The sequence below is a fragment of the Chryseobacterium sp. 7 genome, from assembly GCF_003663845.1.
GTDB lineage: Bacteria > Bacteroidota > Bacteroidia > Flavobacteriales > Weeksellaceae > Chryseobacterium.
Genome location: NZ_RCCA01000001.1, coordinates 3,121,142 through 3,136,271 on the forward strand (window position 1 = coordinate 3,121,142; position 15,130 = coordinate 3,136,271).

Consider the following 15,130-nt stretch of genomic DNA (forward strand, 5'->3'; position numbering starts at 1 on the left):
CAAATAATTCCTTTTGGTTTGCAGGACGACATAAAAAAGGAGCTGTTTTAATATTAAACAGCTCCTTTTTATTTTAAATCGAATATTACTCAGCAATCACTCTTATCATTCCTTTCACCTGTACAAGTTTTTCCATAAGCTCTTCTCTGGAGTCTGCAAGGACATTGATATGTCCCATTTTCCTTCCAGGTTTGGTTTCTGTTTTTCCGTATAAGTGGATGTAAGTTTTTGTAAGCTGAAGAACGTCTTCCATTCCTTCATAGACTACTTTACCGGTATATCCTTCTGCTCCTACCAGATTCAGCATTCCGCTGTAAGTAATAGCATCGGTATCTGCTAAAGGTAAGTTTTTTACCACACGGTACATCTGCTCAAACTGCGAATTGGTGTTTCCTTCCTGGCTCTGGTGTCCTGAATTGTGAAGTCTTGGAGCTGTTTCATTTACCCATATTTTTCCTTCTTTATCAAGGAACAATTCAATGGCAAATAATCCCGGTGAGTTTACTGCAGCTAAGAATTTTTCCGTGATAGAATCAATCTGGTTCTGAACATCTTCCGTCAGAAGAACCGGACATACATTGAAATCTAAAAGATTCAGCTTTGGATCAGCCACCATTTCCGTTACCGGGAAAATATTGGTTTCGCCTTTTTCGTTTCTTGCTACAATAACGGAAAGTTCTTTTTCAATATCTACCATACTTTCAATAACAGAGGGTTCTGTCCATAAGTGTTGATAGTCTTCTTCCGTTTTGATTACCTGCACTCCTTTTCCGTCATATCCTCCGGTATTCATTTTCTGAACAAATGGTAATGGCATAATGATCTTTTCATCACTGTTCCATACCACCTGAAATTCAGGACTTGGAATATCGTGAGCTTTATAAAATTCTTTCTGAAGGATTTTTTGCTGGATTGTTTTGATGATATTGGCATTAGGGACCACTTTTATTCCCTGTTTTTCAAGCTCTGCCAGTGCATCAGCATTTACGTGTTCTATTTCAATGGTTACTACATCTTTGTCTTTTCCGAAGTTCAAAACCGTTTCGTAGTCATTAAAATTTCCCTGTGTAAAATACGAGATATTATGACACGGTGCATCAGAAGCCGGATCCAGAGTATAAAACTCATCATCATACTTCAGTGCACTTTGTATCAGCATTCTTCCCAGCTGTCCGCCTCCCAGAATTCCTATTTTCATTTTTTATTTTTATTAGATTTATTCTTATTGAATTTTATCAATTTTTAAATAACCAAGTCCCATTGGGTTCTCCTGATTTTTTTCATCAGATTTATGAAGAATGATAGAATATTTTTCTTTCATATAAGTTGGAAGAATATCACTTACATTGAAAATATCATCAATATCTACTCCATGCTTATCATCAATATGGCTTACAGCACCTTCAAAGCCCATAGTTTGGTAAAATTCGGTAGCCTTTGCTCTTTTTACAATCTCTCCCATAGACTCTCCTACCATCAGATGCTGCTCATGAAATTCTTCGAAGAAACCAGGCTTGTAACCTCCTAAATTGAGGAAAAACAATTGGTTTTCTGGAGATTTTTCTCCTTTTTCTACAATCTCCACCTTATATCCGTCTGCAAATCTCACTTCCTGATGACAATCTAAGTGAATTTTTCCTTCTGCTTCTTTCCAAAACTCTTTCATATCCGGAATCAGATCTTTCAGATTCTCCGCAATTCCGAAAAAAACATCGTGCTGTTCAATATTTCTTCCTTTGGGAGTTGCCCCCAGGATGACATAAAATAATTTCAATTCATTTTTCATGCATGCAAAAATACGTTAAATTTATCTTTTTCAAATGTTTGGCAGACTACTACAATAATTTTATATTTGTAGTATTATTTGTAGTATGTCAGAAATCATCATACTCTTCCTTGGCGCAATTTCCGCTGGTCTTTTAGGTTCATTGACGGGTTTAGGAGGGGGAGTTATCATCATTCCTTTATTAACGCTAGGTTTTGGCGTTCCAATGCATTATGCTATCGGTGCTTCACTTATTTCTGTGATCGGGACCTCTTCCGGTGCGGCTGTAGCTTTCGTAAAAGAAGGTTTTACCAATATGAGAATCGGGATGTTTCTCGAAATAGCCACCACGGCAGGAGCTATTGTAGGAGCCTTAGTGTCTGGCATGCTTAACCCCAATACGATCGGAATTATTTTCGCCAGTATTCTTCTTTTAACGGTTATTTTAAATCTTAAAGGAAAACCGGATCATCAGGAGCCTTTGGTGAAAGGAAGTCTGGAAGAGAAACTGAAATTGTACGGAACTTTCCCGGATAAAGGGATTTTAAAAAGCTATTCAGCAAGAAATACAGTTCCGGGATTTTTGATGATGATGTTTGCAGGAGCCATGTCTGGTCTTTTAGGGATTGGTTCCGGAGCATTGAAGGTATTGGCAATGGACAATATGATGAAACTGCCTTTCAAAGTATCTACAACTACCAGTAACTTTATGATTGGAGTAACGGCTGTTGCCAGTGCCCTGATCTATTTCCAGAGAGGAGAAATTATTCCGGTCATTGTAGCTCCGGTATTAATAGGAGTAGTAATCGGAAGTTTTATCGGTTCAAAAACGCTGATGGTATCAAAGACCAAAAAATTAAAAGTATTTTTTGCCATTGTGATTACCATTCTTTCCATTTATATGATGTATAACGGTATCAACAAAAGCTTCAGATAATGAAAAAGAATTTTACAGATGTAGATCTGAACCGTTCCGTAGGAAATCTTCTGAGACTGGGTGTTATTCTTTCTGTAGCAACATCTCTGATCGGTTTTGTGAAGCTATTTTTTGAAGGTTTTAAAATGCCGGAAAAATATACCAGCCTTGTGGTAGGTACTTCTTCTGAAAAGGTTTGGGGACATTTCTGGACTTCTCTGTGCAAAGGAGAAGGGACAGCTATTATTCAGATGGGTATCCTTTTGCTAATCTTCACGCCCTTGATGAGGATTGTTTTTGCTTTAATAGGCTATTTAAAAGAAAAAGACTACGTGTATGTAGTCATTTCTTCTATTGTTTTAGCAATTATGGCAGTGAGTTTCTTTGCAGGCTATGCCCACTAATTTATTTTTACATTTCATAAAACTCTAACGGCAGGTGATCGGGATCCTGGGTAAAGAAAAATTCTTTTCCAGTGAATTCGTCTATCCGGATTTCTTCACAGATAAGCCCCTTTCCTACCAGTTCATTTCGTTTTTCTTTAACGTTCTCTACCGAGAAAGCTAAATGTCTTAAACCACATGCTTCGGGACGTGACGGACGCTGTGGAGGATCTGGGAAAGAGAACAGTTCTATTATATAATGCTCCCCGATTGCCAGATCAAGCTTGTAAGATTGTCTTTCTTCGCGGTATACTTCACGAATGATATTCAGATTTAGAATTTCTGTATAAAATTTCTTTGAAACAGCATAATCTGAACAGATGATTGCAATATGATGGATTTTCATTTTTTATTTTAAACTACTTTTAAATTTGACTTTGTTATTGTATTTCTTTACAATTATCTTTTCTTCTTGTATCAATAATATATTGGATTTTCCATTCGTTATTTTGCTTTACCAGTTGAAAACTATTTGCCCCACAATGGGATAGCTTCCCCTTCAAATAAAAAGAATAAGGGGTAAACACGCTTGCAAGGTTTCCATCTGTATGAACGGCTTCTACTATAATCCTTTCATCCAAATCCCCTTTTGGAAATTTTGAAACCGAAGCTACGAATTCCTGTATACTGTCGCTTTTTACAGTACCGTCTTTAGTGATGGTCTGAAGAACAGCATTTTCGGTAAAGGCTGATTTTACCAGCTCAGAATCTGCATTTTTCATGCCAAGGAACAGGTTACGGATAGGTTTTTCAATATCTTTATTCTGCTGACCGAAAGCTGAAATACTGATCAGAACAAGAAATACAATTATTTTATTCATAGTATAGATTTAGATAATTAAAAATAGATAAAATAAAATTTAAATTGATTAACAAATTTTAAAATTCATTTTCCTTAAATTGTGGTCAAAATTATTTCAGAGCTTTTTATATGTGGATTATTTACCTGACTTTGGCCATACTTCTTCTGGTCATGACAATACTACCAAAAATACAGCATTCACACTGGATATTCCGGGTTCCGGAATTTGCTAAAATACAGGTTACTTATCTTATCTTTTTCACCTTCTTGTTAGGTTTTTTTACTGATTCTAAAGAATATTTATGGTACTACCAGAGTGTTCTGCTGGTCTTGTTTGTTCATCATAGTCATACTCTTATCAAGTACACCCGCTTATACCCCGTAAAGAAGCACAGACAACGTCATAAATCTTCTGATAAACTGCATTTTATTTCAGCTAACGTCTATCAGTTCAATAAAGAACACGAAAAATTCATTGGACTTGTTAAAAAGTATAATCCTGATTTTTTCATGACTATGGAAAGCAATGGCGACTGGGAAAAAGCAATGAGACCTTTAGAAAAAGAATATGGTTATCAGCATAAGGTAACTCTTGAAAACACCTACGGCATGCATTTCTATTCCAGAATTGAAATCAAAGAAGCAAAGACTCATTATTTCGTAGCTGATGATATTCCAAGTATTGAGGTACATATGAAAACAGCTGATGGTTTTTCTTTTGTTTTCTTTGGAGTTCACCCGCCGCCGCCAAGTCCTACAGAAGAAGAAACATCAAAGGAAAGGGATGGTGATCTTCTAAGCACAGCCAAATGTGTAAAAGACATCAAAAAACCTGTTATTGTAGTGGGAGATTTCAATAATGTTGCATGGTCAAGATCATCTGTGCTTTTCAGAAAAACAAGCCATCTGATAGATCCGAGAATCGGACATTCTTTTGTTTCCACCTTTCATGCGAAATACCGTCTTTTAAGGTTTCCTATCGATCTGATGTTTCACAGTGAAGATATTTTTATTAAACAGTTGAAGACATTGGAAAATTTTGGTTCAGACCACCTCCCGGTATATTGTGAGTTTTTCATAGATCATCACAATGATGAACAGGAAGAGCTTATAGAAACAGCAACTGCTGAAGAAAAAGCAGAGGCTGAAATCATGATAGAGGAAGGAAAGAAAGAAGATGGCGAACGGGAAACTGTTGTTACTGAGGATTAAAAAAGTGGGCTAAAGCCCACTCCTATTGAATATTTATTCTTATTTAAAATCTCATTATATCCTTCACTACTCCATTCTTTTGAGTGTGCTGTAATAATTCAGCTTCAATAAAGGCTTTGATCTGTTCTTCCGACCCATTATTTGGAAACAGAAGGTGAACATTGGCTCCGGCATCCAGCGTAAAGAATAAAGGAAGACCGGTTTCTCTTCTGAAATCCCATATTTTATTGATGACTTCCAAAGTACCTGTTTTCATCAGGATAAAAGCAGGATCACTCATCATCATCATTGCATGTAATGTAAGGGCTTCATGCTCTACAAGCTTAATAAAACGTTCCATATCTCCGTTTTTCAGGATTTCTTTCATCGGAACAAAGTTTTCCCTTGCTTCCTGAAACCTTCTTTCTGCATAAGGATTGGTATTCATCAAGCCATGTCCTACGGTTGAAGAAACACTTTTCTGGCCTTCATGAATTAACAGAACCCAGTCATTAAAGTTTTTGAAAACTTCATGAATTTCAGCATCCGGATATTGTACCCCGAATAGATCTGAACTCTCTTCTACCTCATCCGTTTTTCCCCACACTACAAGTCCATTGTATAAACTTCGGCATGCACTTCCGCTTCCTAATCTTGCTAAAAATGAAGCTTTTCTCAAAGATTCTTCTTCAGATGTCTTTTCAGTAAATGAAGCATCCAATGCCATCAGACATTTTGCAATGGCTCCAAATCCTGAAGCTGAGCTTGCTATCCCGGAACTGTGTGGAAATGTATTTTCTGTTCTGATGATATATTTTCCTTTTAAAATCCAGGGAAGGTATTTTTCTATATTTTTGAAATATTTTTCAATTTTTTCGGCAAATTTCACTTCTTCGTTTCCAGACAGGAAAGTTTGTACTGAAAAAGTATCATTTGCTGTAAATTCCATTGAAGTATTGGTTTTACAATGGTTTAAAGTATAGCTGATGCTAGGGTTGGCAGGAATCTGATTATCATATTTTCCCCAATATTTAATCAGGGCAATATTAGACGGGCAGCTTTCTGAAACCGTTTGTGTATGAATATTGAAATTTTCTTTTCCTATAAAATCTTGTGTCGTCATAGTTTAATTTAAGTGTACCGCTTAGTACATTTTTTCTATAATATCTGCATATTTTTTAATCACTACATTTCTTTTGACTTTCAATGTAGGAGTAATTTCTCCGGTATTGATATCAAATTCTGCCGGCATTAGGGTGAATTTCTTCACTTTTTCATAGTCTGAAAGGTGATCCTGCAATTCTTTAATTTTCTCTTTATAAAAGTTGATTACCTTTTCATTTTTTACAGCATCTTCCAAATTGGTAAAAGGAATATTATTTTTCCTGATATAATCCTGTAAAAATTCAAAATTGGGAACAATCAATGCTGAAACAAACTGTCTTGCTTCAGCAATCAGCATAATCTGCTGGATAAAGTTATTATTCGTCAGGAGGTTTTCGATTTGTTGAGGAGCGATGTATTTTCCGTTGGAAGTTTTCATCAGATCTTTGATCCTGTCTGTAATGATCAGGTTTCCTTTATCGTCAAACTTTCCTGCATCACCGGTTTTGAACCATCCGTCTTCTGTAAATACGTTCTGGGTTTCTTCAGGTTTATTGTAATATCCTTTCATGATACCGTTTCCTCTCGCCTGGATCTCATCATTTTCTCCGATACGCATTTCTACTCCCGGAAGCGGTTTTCCGCTGGTTCCATGTTCAAAATGAGTCAAAGGAAAAAGAGTCAATGTGGCTGTAGTTTCTGTTAATCCATAACCAACGGTTACGTGAATTCCTACTGATTCAAAAAAGCGAGTAACTTCCGGAGACAATGACGCTCCACCACAAGGTAAAAACCAAAGTCTGCCACCCATTTTATCTTTAATTTTACTGAAAACCAGCATATCTGCAACAGTTTCCTTGAATTTTAATCCAAAAGGAATCGGCTTTTCATTTCTTCTTAATTCTGAAGTTTCCCATCCGGTTTTAAGTGCCCAGTCAAAGATTTTTTTCTTTAATGATGAACCTTCTTCCGCTTTCTCCAAAACTCCGGCATAGACCTTCTGGAAAAATCTTGGTACAGCACACATGGCTGTAGGCTTTACTTCTTCCAGTGCTTTGGCTACGTTTTTCGGATCTTCCAGGAAATAAACACGGGCACCTCCATAAAGACTCAATAAACTCCAGCTTCTTTCAAAGACATGGCTTAATGGTAAGAATGCCAATGAAAGTTCTTCTTCAAAATTTTTAAACTTAAAAAATTCAAAATGAGAGTCGAATGCTTTGATGAAATTTCCATGAGTAAGCATTACTCCTTTTGGGGTTCCGGTGGTTCCGGAAGTATAAATTAATGTTGCGGTATCATCATTTTCTTTCTTACAGATCTCCAGCTTCGGTGAAGCTTTTGCAATAAAATCTTCAAGATAAAAACTGTTGAATTCTTTTTTGATCCACACTGCTTTTTTGGAAACAATAATCGTTTTCAGGTTGTTTTCTTCTTTATGTAAAAACTCAAGACAGGCGTCATACTGCATCTGATTTCCTACCAAAACAACTTTAGCTCCAGAATCGTTAATGATATGTTCTGCCTGCTCAGCATTATTGGTTGAATAAATAGGTACCGTAATAGCACCAATAGCCATTGAAGCCAGATCCATGATCATCCATTCTGATGAATTGTCTGAATAAATAGCGACTTTGTCATTCTCCTGAACTCCGGATTCTTTTAAAGCATTGGCTGTTTTAAAAATAATTTCACTGAATTTTTTCCAGCTCAGCTCTTTCCAACCTGCATCTTTCTTTTTAAACCCGATTGCCCCTTTTATAGGATGCTTTTCTACATTTTTAAGGATAATTGCCTCTGCAAGATTCATTTCTTCAGCTTTTTGTCGTTAATATAATTATTCAGATGAAAGTCTATACTTTCTTTTACGGGAATAAACTGATAATTCAGCTTTTCTTTGACTTTGTGATTGGAAATGGTGTTGAAGGAAGAAATGGCCTCAATATTTGATTTAGTGACCATTTTCAGTTTAGGGATCAGCCATCCGAAAAGGGTGTTGGCTATTCTTCCGATATTTAATACAGATTGTGAAAGAATTCTGGCATCTTTAAGCCCGAGGCGGATTCTGACCTGTTTTGCAAGATCAGCATATCTGTTATTTTCAGCGACAATGATAAAACGTTCTCCGAAAAGATTATTATCCATTAATCCTATGGCAGTATTGGCAACATCTCTTACATCAACATAAGCGGAACCTCCCGAAAAGGTAAAACTATTGTCTTCAAAGGTAGAGAAAAGTTCACCGCTGCTTTGAGTCCAGTTTCCGCTTCCCACAATCATTCCAGGATTGATAATAATAGTATTGAGACCTTCTGCTGAGGCTCTCCATACTTCCATTTCGGATAAATGTTTGGAAATAGCATAGGCAGAATGTTCCAGTTTCGGATTAAAATCAGATTCTTCATCCAGCTCTCCTTTTTCATTATAACTATCAAGAACAGCAACAGAGCTTACATGGAGAAACTTTTTAACGTCTGATCCTTCACAGGCAAATAAAAGATTCTCTGTACCTTTGATGTTGGTACGGTACATTTCTTTTTCATCTTTCGGATGAAAGCTTACTTTTGCAGCACAATGATATACCTCATCTACACCTATCAGTGCAGTTTGCAAAGAATCGAGGTCATCAAAATCTACGTTTACCCATTCAATTTTATTAAAAAAATCGTCAGGATTCTCCGTATAAAAGCTGTATGAATGCTTTACTTCGCTTATATTGCTGCCCGGTCTTTTGGAAGCACGTACATGTTTACCCCTTTTAAGAAGTTCCAGTACAATTATTCTTCCCAGAATTCCGGTAGCACCCGTTACAAAAATCATTAATTATTTTCTTGATTGCTGACTAAAATATAACAATATTTTCTATCCGGCAATTTTCAGGTTCCTGTAAAAATTTCCCTGAAAAACCGCTTTTGCAAATTTGCGATTTTTAAAGCATAATTCAGCTTAATTTAACCAATATTATCATTCTGAAAACAATAAACCTGGAAATTTTAACCACAATAGATGTTCAAAATTAAAAGTCCTGAAAGGATTTACAACTTTCAGGACTTTTATGCTTAAAAAGCATATTATTTTTAAGCCATTACCTCATTATTTCTTCTTGGTGCTTTGTCGCAGAGAACGTCTGCAATGCTTTTGGAAATAAGGTTTCCTTCTGTAAGATTATCCAGCCAGAAAAACTCTCCTGCGGCATTGATCTCGATGAAATAATATTCGTCTTCGGGAGAAACAATCATGTCTATCGCTCCGTAATCTACGTTGTAAACATCCAGAAGTTCAAGCAGTTTTGCTTCTACATCTGCCGGAAGTTCTGTTCTGTTCCATTTATCTAAGAGATTAACTCCGTCTTTTCTCCAGTCTATTTTAGCGTCTTCAGACTGTTGAGAGTCTATTTCGAATGCATAAACATCTCTTCCCACAATAGTAATACGAAGTTCTTTTTTCTTTTGAATCATTTGCTGAAACTGCATCGGGCAGTACAATAATGAATCCAGCTCTTCCAGCTTATCTTCACTCACTACGTTGGTATACACTACATTTTCCACACCGTCTTCATAGATGGCAAAACCGGTTTGCATTTTGGCTACTACATTTTGGTGTTTCAGGATAAATTTTCTGGCTTCATCCGGATTGTTTGTAAGACAGGTTGCCGGAATGGTCAATCCTAATTTATCTGCAATTTTCAGTTGTTCTTCCTTACTGTCCAGTCTTCTGTAAACACTCGGTTTTCCCAAAGAATAGGCATCTACAGACTCAAAAAAGCCGAAAAGGGTATTGCGAATTTCACCCATTGCAGCTCCGTAAAATTTGGAATCCATTTCTTCCCTGAGTCCGCTTCCTATATTGTAAGCTCTTCTGTACCAGATGGCAGAAATATCATCCAAACGGTGTTTTGCGTCTGGAGTTTCAAGGTAACTTATCCATTCCCCATCCTGGAAAATAGTGGACAGCTTGTTTTGTAAAGGATAAATATCAACATCAAAACGAATGACTTCGCATCCATTTTGTCCAATGTATTCTGTTACTTTTTCAATAGAAAAATTATCTGCGGTATGGGTAATAATTAAAATTTTATTCATGGAAATTAATTCTTTTGATAAGATTATCGGCAATTCTTTCTGCGATGGGGAAACCAAGTTCTTTCTGCAGCATTCCCCATTCCCCTTGTGGATTTACTTCAAGGAAATAATAGTGTCCATCTTTTCCTTTGATCACATCAATGGCTCCTGTATACAATCCCATTTCTTTCATCATAGAAGTGAGATTGGTTTTAATAGAATCCGGAAGTTCATAGGCAGACCAGAAATACCCTTCACGGGCTATTCTCCAATCTGCATTTTCACTGTTATTGATCTTTCCTGTAAAGAATTCGCCGTCTACATAAACAATTCTCAGTTCATATTCTTTGTCAATATAAGGCTGGAAGATCATCGGACAATACGCAATATCAGACAGGTGTTCCAAGGATTCTTCTTCAATAATGGTAGAGGAAATCATGTTTTCACCTGACATTGTTTTTGCCGTTACTCCGTGCAGCTTTGCAATAGCTTTTCCCTGGCAGTATTGATAGAAAAATGTTTTTATTTTCTCTTCATCGTTGGAAAAAATGGTTTTTGGGATGATTAAGTTATTTCTTTGTGCAATTTTCAGCTGAAATATCTTGTTTCCGTCAACTTTTTTTTCATTTTCATAGGGGTTGATCCAAGGAATATCTTCCAAAGCTGTCAGCAGGTTGTATCGGAGACTTCCATATTCTTTCATAAAGATTTTTTCATAGTCCTGATCCAGCTCTTCGGGAGCACTAATTCTCCAGGCTTTCCGATGCCATACTCCATTGATGTTCTCAGAATGTATGGTATTTCCGTATTCATCTGTCAATTCAAATGAATCTTCATAAATGCTGATTTTCTGAAAATGATTCAGGCGGTCAGAATTCAGTCTGAAATAAGGAATATTTTGGGAAGCCAGGTATTCGAAAAAGAGATCAATATTATAAAAATCCTGTGAATGGGTGATGCAGAGAATCATTTGCCGGTTGTATTAAAAAGGGAAACTTAAACTTTAAGTTTCCCCTATTATTTTTAAAATATTCTACTGTTTTTTATAGTGGAACAAAGATTGTATCATCATCACCGTCAGATGGATATTTCATGGTATGCATTAAATCATCTTTTGGAGAAGTTACCGTGTCTACGGCTGGCTTTGTTATCATGTCTCTTTCTGGAATTGAAATGATATCTGTTCCTCCTTTTACTGTTTCAGGATCCTTCACCTGTTTTTCTAAGAATGACGCGAAAAACGGCTTCTTCTTTGAGTTATTACTTTTCATAATGTTTTAGTTTTGGTTTGATATAATTAAGCCTAAGCTTTATTTTCTTATACATCTAAAACATCCTCATCACCGTCTGAAGGATATTTCATGGTTACATTGTCATTATTAGGCTTTGTAACACTATCTTCAAGCGCTGTAGTAGTGATATGATCCTTTACTACTGAAGTAATCTGATCTGCAAGTACAGAAGTAATACCTCCTCCTTTTACTGTTTCAGGGTCTTTAACCTGTTTTTCCAGGAATGACGCAAAAAATGGCTTCTTTTTTGAATTTTTGTTTTCCATAAGTTAATATTTTTATTGTTTTGACAATTCCAAAGTACAAAAATTTCAACTCATGGAGAAATAATATTAAGTTTTAATAAAAATTTAACATAATATCAAAAATAAAAGGATAAAATTAACCCAATCCAAGAAAGCCCTTAACAACATTTGCAAAATCAACCGGATTTTCAGCCTGCACCCAATGACCTGCATTTTTTACCGTTATCACCTTAGCTTTGGGAAACTGCTGTTTGATTCCAAATTCATCCTGTGGCAGGATATAATTAGATCTGTCTCCTGCTATAAACAGGGTTTCTCCATCAAAAACACCGAATTTTATTGCATTGGAAACAAATTCAGTATACTTTTCAGATAATGTTTTAAGATTGAATCTCCAGCCCAGCTTTTTATTATCATCCCAATACAGGTTCTTCGTTAAAAACTGTATCGTGGATTTTTCAGGAATGTATTGGTTCAAAACAGCTTCCACCTCATTTCTTGAAGATACCGTATTGAAATCTACTGTTTCCAACGCTTTGATAATCCCTTGGTGATGCGGCGGATAAGCTTTTGGAGAAATATCCACAACAATCAGTTTTTCAACACGTTCAGGGTATTTTACAGCAAACTGCATCACTGCTTTTCCTCCCAATGAATGCCCCAGTACGTGGGCTTTCTGAATGCCATAGTGATCCATATAGCGTGCAATATCATCTGCCAGATCATCGTGTGACATGCTGTCAGAATGAAAGCTTCGTCCGTGATTTCTAAGGTCAATCAGATGTACCGGAAGATATTCTCCCAGATCCTTTCCGAAACTTCCCCAGTTGTCAAGCATTCCGAATAATCCGTGAAATACAAGTAGCGGCGTATTCGTTAAGTTTTCGCCAAATATTTTTGAATTTAAAATTTCCATTTTTCTTAGAAGTTTAGATATGAGAAACCAGAAGTTAAAAACTAAAAACGAAGCTTTACTAACTTCTAATCTTTAGCTTCTGGTTTCTTATTATTACCATTTCGCCAGTCTCTTCAAATAAGCCTGAACTGTATTTTCCAATCCCATATAAAGCGCTTCAGAAACCAAAGCGTGCCCAATAGACACTTCCAACAGATTTGGAATGATATCTGAAAAGTATTTCAGGTTTTCTAAACTTAAGTCGTGCCCAGCATTGATGCCCAATCCAAAATTGGTGGCCTCAACAGCAGTGTCGTAATAAGGTTTTATAGCCTGTTCTTTATTTGTAAGATAATTTTTCGCGTAAGCTTCCGTATAAAGCTCAATTCTGTCGGCTCCTGTTTTAGCAGCATATTCTACAAGCTCCGGCAAAGGATCAAGAAAAATGGAAGTACGGATGCCTTCTTTTTTGAATTCCGCAATGATCTCTGTAAGGAAATCCAAGTGTTTTTTTGTATCCCAGCCAGCATTGGAAGTAATAGCATCATCAGCGTCCGGTACCAGAGTCACCTGCTCGGGCTTTACTTCTAAAACCATATCGATAAAGCTTTGGTGAGGGTTTCCTTCAATGTTAAACTCAGTCGTAACCAACGGCTTCAGATCATAGACATCTTTCCTTGTGATATGCCTTTCATCAGGTCTTGGATGGATGGTAATCCCCTGTCCTCCGAATTCCTGAATTTTTACAGCAGCTTCTGTAACACTTGGGGTTTCACCTCCTCTTGCATTTCTTAACGTCGCAATTTTATTAATGTTTACGCTTAGTTTTGTCATTGTTATTTTAGATGTTAGATATGAAATGTAAGAAGCTGGAAGCTCAAGGCTGGGAGTAAATCCAGATTTTGTACTTCTATTGGTCTTCCACATTTATGATCATTTAAAAGTTTAATTTAAAATTTGTTTAAAGATGCTGAAACTTCCAGCTTTTCTACACTTTAATACTTACCTGCATTACCTGAAGCTCAAATTCTTTTGAAGCCACCAGCAAATGGTCAAAAATATCTGCCTGAATCTGTTCAAAACGTTCCCATTTGGAGTCATTGGCAAAACAGTACACTTCCAAAGGCAGCCCTTGTGGAGTGATATCCAGCTGACGAACCATTCTTGTTCCGTTTTTATCGATGTCCGGATCATTTTCAATATACTTTTGAGCATAATATCTGAATACACCAATATTGGTAAGCTGTCTGCCATTCACAATTTTATCATTATGTTCCAGGCTTTCTTTTTCCTTTTTGATCTCTGATGTTCTTTCTTCAAGATAATCTGAAATCAGATTGATTTCCTTCAAACGTTCAACGTCTTCATCCGTCAGAAATTTAAAAGAATTGATATTGAAATAAATTGATTTTTTAATTCTTCTGGTATTCGATTCAGACATCACTTGCATGTTCTTGATCTCCGTTGTCATGAGGTCATAAGTAGGAATAGTAGAAACCGTTTTGTCAAAATTGGTGATTTTTGTCGTTAAAAGGTTAATTTCCGTAATATTTCCTTCGATGCTGTATTTAGGAATGCTTACCCAGTCTCCTACTTTTAAATTCTTAGAGGTTGCAACGTGAAGCCCTGTTACAAATCCTAAAATCGTATCTCTGAAAACAAGTACCAGAACCGCTGTAATAGCTCCTAAACTTCCTACAATTGTGGTTCCTTTGATCCCGAAAATCACACAAAGTCCTACTACAGTAAAGATAAAGAGTCCCAAAATCTTTACCGTTTCTGAAATGGCATTCAGTGCCATAATTTTGTAGAAATCCTGCTTGATGCTGAAATAGTTTCTGAAAGCCGTCAGTGACCTGTACAACATACCAGCCAACATCAATACCAATCCCAAATTGATACATCGTATAATAAATATAGTGGTTTTCGGCAGTGCATTTTCCGGAAATATAGACCCCTGGATCCCTGCTACAGCAATTAAAGCTGCAAAATGAGCTACAGAATTGGTGATTTTGGCCTGATAAATAGATTTTAAGATGGGAAACTTCTGTTCGTTATGAAATAGTCTGAAAACTGAATTGATAATGAATTTAAAAATAAAATCAGTAATAAAAAACAGAACAAGAAGTAGGGTTAGTTTTACAATAATATGGAAAACCCAATCCAGCCCGGAAGGTGAAATCTGGGTAATATAAATGTAAAGCTGCTCGCTCAGCTCCTGTATAAAGTTTTTAGTTTCTTGTAACTGGTCATTCATTACAGCAAATTTATGAAATTAAGAATCATCATTTCATTATTCACAATCAATTTTCATCCCAAAAAGTATTCATAGGAAGATATTTTATAAAAATACATTATGAATCATACAATGGGGTCATGTATAGGAAATTCCAGCAGCGGAAATATCGGTAAAGCA

The 15,130-nt window shown here is 36.3% G+C and carries 17 protein-coding genes; 3 read left to right on the forward strand and 14 right to left on the reverse strand.

Annotation, left to right across the window (positions count from 1 at the left end; all coding sequences use genetic code 11):
* Positions 1 to 85 precede the first annotated feature (85 nt).
* Both CLU97_RS14275 and CLU97_RS14280 read right to left on the reverse strand, forming a co-directional pair.
* Positions 86 to 1,198, reverse strand: a complete 1,113-nt coding sequence (locus tag CLU97_RS14275; protein ID WP_121488527.1) for a 5-(carboxyamino)imidazole ribonucleotide synthase — start codon at positions 1,196 to 1,198, stop codon at positions 86 to 88.
* Positions 1,199 to 1,222: 24 nt separating this feature from the next.
* Positions 1,223 to 1,786, reverse strand: coding sequence for a DUF1543 domain-containing protein (locus tag CLU97_RS14280; RefSeq protein WP_228437717.1), 564 nt, complete (start codon positions 1,784 to 1,786; stop codon positions 1,223 to 1,225).
* Between the two features lie 85 nt (positions 1,787 to 1,871).
* Here CLU97_RS14280 and CLU97_RS14285 point away from each other — a divergent pair, with 85 nt between their 5' ends.
* Both CLU97_RS14285 and CLU97_RS14290 read left to right on the forward strand, forming a co-directional pair.
* Positions 1,872 to 2,702, forward strand: a complete 831-nt coding sequence (locus CLU97_RS14285) for a sulfite exporter TauE/SafE family protein (RefSeq protein ID WP_105703291.1) — start codon at positions 1,872 to 1,874, stop codon at positions 2,700 to 2,702.
* Positions 2,702 to 3,085 carry a DUF1634 domain-containing protein gene (locus CLU97_RS14290; protein WP_121488528.1) on the forward strand — a complete coding sequence of 128 codons (384 nt, stop codon included), beginning with the start codon at positions 2,702 to 2,704 and terminating at the stop codon, positions 3,083 to 3,085. The genes CLU97_RS14285 and CLU97_RS14290 overlap by 1 nt, the downstream gene beginning before the upstream one ends.
* A 7-nt stretch (positions 3,086 to 3,092) precedes the next feature.
* Here CLU97_RS14290 and CLU97_RS14295 read toward each other — a convergent pair whose 3' ends face one another.
* The gene (locus tag CLU97_RS14295; protein WP_121488529.1) at positions 3,093 to 3,470 is read right to left on the reverse strand and encodes a VOC family protein; all 378 of its coding nucleotides are present in this window, start codon (positions 3,468 to 3,470) and stop codon (positions 3,093 to 3,095) included.
* Between the two features lie 34 nt (positions 3,471 to 3,504).
* Entirely contained in the window at positions 3,505 to 3,945 is a 441-nt protein-coding gene (locus tag CLU97_RS14300; protein WP_121488530.1) for a nuclear transport factor 2 family protein, read from the reverse strand.
* A gap of 152 nt (positions 3,946 to 4,097) precedes the next feature.
* Here CLU97_RS14300 and CLU97_RS14305 point away from each other — a divergent pair, with 152 nt between their 5' ends.
* The gene (locus CLU97_RS14305) at positions 4,098 to 5,138 is read left to right on the forward strand and encodes an endonuclease/exonuclease/phosphatase family protein (protein ID WP_228437719.1); all 1,041 of its coding nucleotides are present in this window, start codon (positions 4,098 to 4,100) and stop codon (positions 5,136 to 5,138) included.
* A gap of 43 nt (positions 5,139 to 5,181) precedes the next feature.
* On the opposite strand, the gene CLU97_RS14310 is transcribed toward CLU97_RS14305, so the two are convergent.
* The 10 genes from CLU97_RS14310 to CLU97_RS14355 form a co-directional block, all read right to left on the reverse strand.
* Entirely contained in the window at positions 5,182 to 6,240 is a 1,059-nt protein-coding gene (locus tag CLU97_RS14310; protein ID WP_121488532.1) for a diphosphomevalonate/mevalonate 3,5-bisphosphate decarboxylase family protein, read from the reverse strand.
* A gap of 21 nt (positions 6,241 to 6,261) precedes the next feature.
* A complete protein-coding gene (locus tag CLU97_RS14315) occupies positions 6,262 to 8,031 on the reverse strand; it encodes an AMP-dependent synthetase/ligase (protein WP_121488533.1) in 1,770 nt (589 codons plus the stop codon).
* Positions 8,028 to 9,041: an NAD-dependent epimerase/dehydratase family protein gene (locus CLU97_RS14320; protein WP_121488534.1), complete on the reverse strand. Its 1,014-nt coding sequence runs from the start codon at positions 9,039 to 9,041 to the stop codon at positions 8,028 to 8,030. The genes CLU97_RS14315 and CLU97_RS14320 overlap by 4 nt, the downstream gene beginning before the upstream one ends.
* A gap of 257 nt (positions 9,042 to 9,298) precedes the next feature.
* Positions 9,299 to 10,303 (reverse strand): MvdD family ATP-grasp ribosomal peptide maturase, encoded by a 1,005-nt coding sequence (locus tag CLU97_RS14325; RefSeq protein ID WP_121488535.1) that lies wholly within the window; start codon positions 10,301 to 10,303, stop codon positions 9,299 to 9,301.
* A complete protein-coding gene (locus CLU97_RS14330; RefSeq protein WP_121488536.1) occupies positions 10,296 to 11,252 on the reverse strand; it encodes an MvdC/MvdD family ATP grasp protein in 957 nt (318 codons plus the stop codon). The genes CLU97_RS14325 and CLU97_RS14330 overlap by 8 nt, the downstream gene beginning before the upstream one ends.
* 73 nt (positions 11,253 to 11,325) lie before the next feature.
* Entirely contained in the window at positions 11,326 to 11,553 is a 228-nt protein-coding gene (locus CLU97_RS14335) for a microviridin/marinostatin family tricyclic proteinase inhibitor (RefSeq protein WP_121488537.1), read from the reverse strand.
* A gap of 47 nt (positions 11,554 to 11,600) precedes the next feature.
* Positions 11,601 to 11,840 (reverse strand): microviridin/marinostatin family tricyclic proteinase inhibitor, encoded by a 240-nt coding sequence (locus CLU97_RS14340; protein ID WP_121488538.1) that lies wholly within the window; start codon positions 11,838 to 11,840, stop codon positions 11,601 to 11,603.
* A 115-nt stretch (positions 11,841 to 11,955) separates the two neighbouring features.
* A complete protein-coding gene (locus tag CLU97_RS14345) occupies positions 11,956 to 12,735 on the reverse strand; it encodes an alpha/beta fold hydrolase (protein ID WP_121488539.1) in 780 nt (259 codons plus the stop codon).
* 93 nt (positions 12,736 to 12,828) lie between these two features.
* Positions 12,829 to 13,548: a pyridoxine 5'-phosphate synthase gene (locus tag CLU97_RS14350; protein ID WP_121489756.1), complete on the reverse strand. Its 720-nt coding sequence runs from the start codon at positions 13,546 to 13,548 to the stop codon at positions 12,829 to 12,831.
* Between the two features lie 154 nt (positions 13,549 to 13,702).
* Positions 13,703 to 14,971, reverse strand: coding sequence for a mechanosensitive ion channel family protein (locus CLU97_RS14355; protein WP_121488540.1), 1,269 nt, complete (start codon positions 14,969 to 14,971; stop codon positions 13,703 to 13,705).
* Positions 14,972 to 15,130 lie beyond the last annotated feature (159 nt).

Bases quoted from the DNA above. Each gene is read 5' to 3' on its own strand.
- CLU97_RS14300 (WP_121488530.1), bottom strand. From the start codon at position 3,945: ATGAATAAAATAATTGTATTTCTTGTTCTGATCAGTATTTCAGCTTTC.
- CLU97_RS14340 (WP_121488538.1), bottom strand. From the start codon at position 11,840: ATGGAAAACAAAAATTCAAAAAAGAAGCCATTTTTTGCGTCATTCCTG.
- CLU97_RS14320 (WP_121488534.1), bottom strand. From the start codon at position 9,041: ATGATTTTTGTAACGGGTGCTACCGGAATTCTGGGAAGAATAATTGTA.
- CLU97_RS14280 (WP_228437717.1), bottom strand. From the start codon at position 1,786: ATGAAAAATGAATTGAAATTATTTTATGTCATCCTGGGGGCAACTCCC.
- CLU97_RS14275 (WP_121488527.1), bottom strand. From the start codon at position 1,198: ATGAAAATAGGAATTCTGGGAGGCGGACAGCTGGGAAGAATGCTGATA.
- CLU97_RS14290 (WP_121488528.1), top strand. From the start codon at position 2,702: ATGAAAAAGAATTTTACAGATGTAGATCTGAACCGTTCCGTAGGAAAT.
- CLU97_RS14305 (WP_228437719.1), top strand. From the start codon at position 4,098: ATGACAATACTACCAAAAATACAGCATTCACACTGGATATTCCGGGTT.
- CLU97_RS14350 (WP_121489756.1), bottom strand. From the start codon at position 13,548: ATGACAAAACTAAGCGTAAACATTAATAAAATTGCGACGTTAAGAAAT.
- CLU97_RS14355 (WP_121488540.1), bottom strand. From the start codon at position 14,971: ATGAATGACCAGTTACAAGAAACTAAAAACTTTATACAGGAGCTGAGC.
- CLU97_RS14325 (WP_121488535.1), bottom strand. From the start codon at position 10,303: ATGAATAAAATTTTAATTATTACCCATACCGCAGATAATTTTTCTATT.
- CLU97_RS14315 (WP_121488533.1), bottom strand. From the start codon at position 8,031: ATGAATCTTGCAGAGGCAATTATCCTTAAAAATGTAGAAAAGCATCCT.
- CLU97_RS14335 (WP_121488537.1), bottom strand. From the start codon at position 11,553: ATGAAAAGTAATAACTCAAAGAAGAAGCCGTTTTTCGCGTCATTCTTA.
- CLU97_RS14330 (WP_121488536.1), bottom strand. From the start codon at position 11,252: ATGATTCTCTGCATCACCCATTCACAGGATTTTTATAATATTGATCTC.
- CLU97_RS14310 (WP_121488532.1), bottom strand. From the start codon at position 6,240: ATGACGACACAAGATTTTATAGGAAAAGAAAATTTCAATATTCATACA.
- CLU97_RS14295 (WP_121488529.1), bottom strand. From the start codon at position 3,470: ATGAAAATCCATCATATTGCAATCATCTGTTCAGATTATGCTGTTTCA.
- CLU97_RS14285 (WP_105703291.1), top strand. From the start codon at position 1,872: ATGTCAGAAATCATCATACTCTTCCTTGGCGCAATTTCCGCTGGTCTT.
- CLU97_RS14345 (WP_121488539.1), bottom strand. From the start codon at position 12,735: ATGGAAATTTTAAATTCAAAAATATTTGGCGAAAACTTAACGAATACG.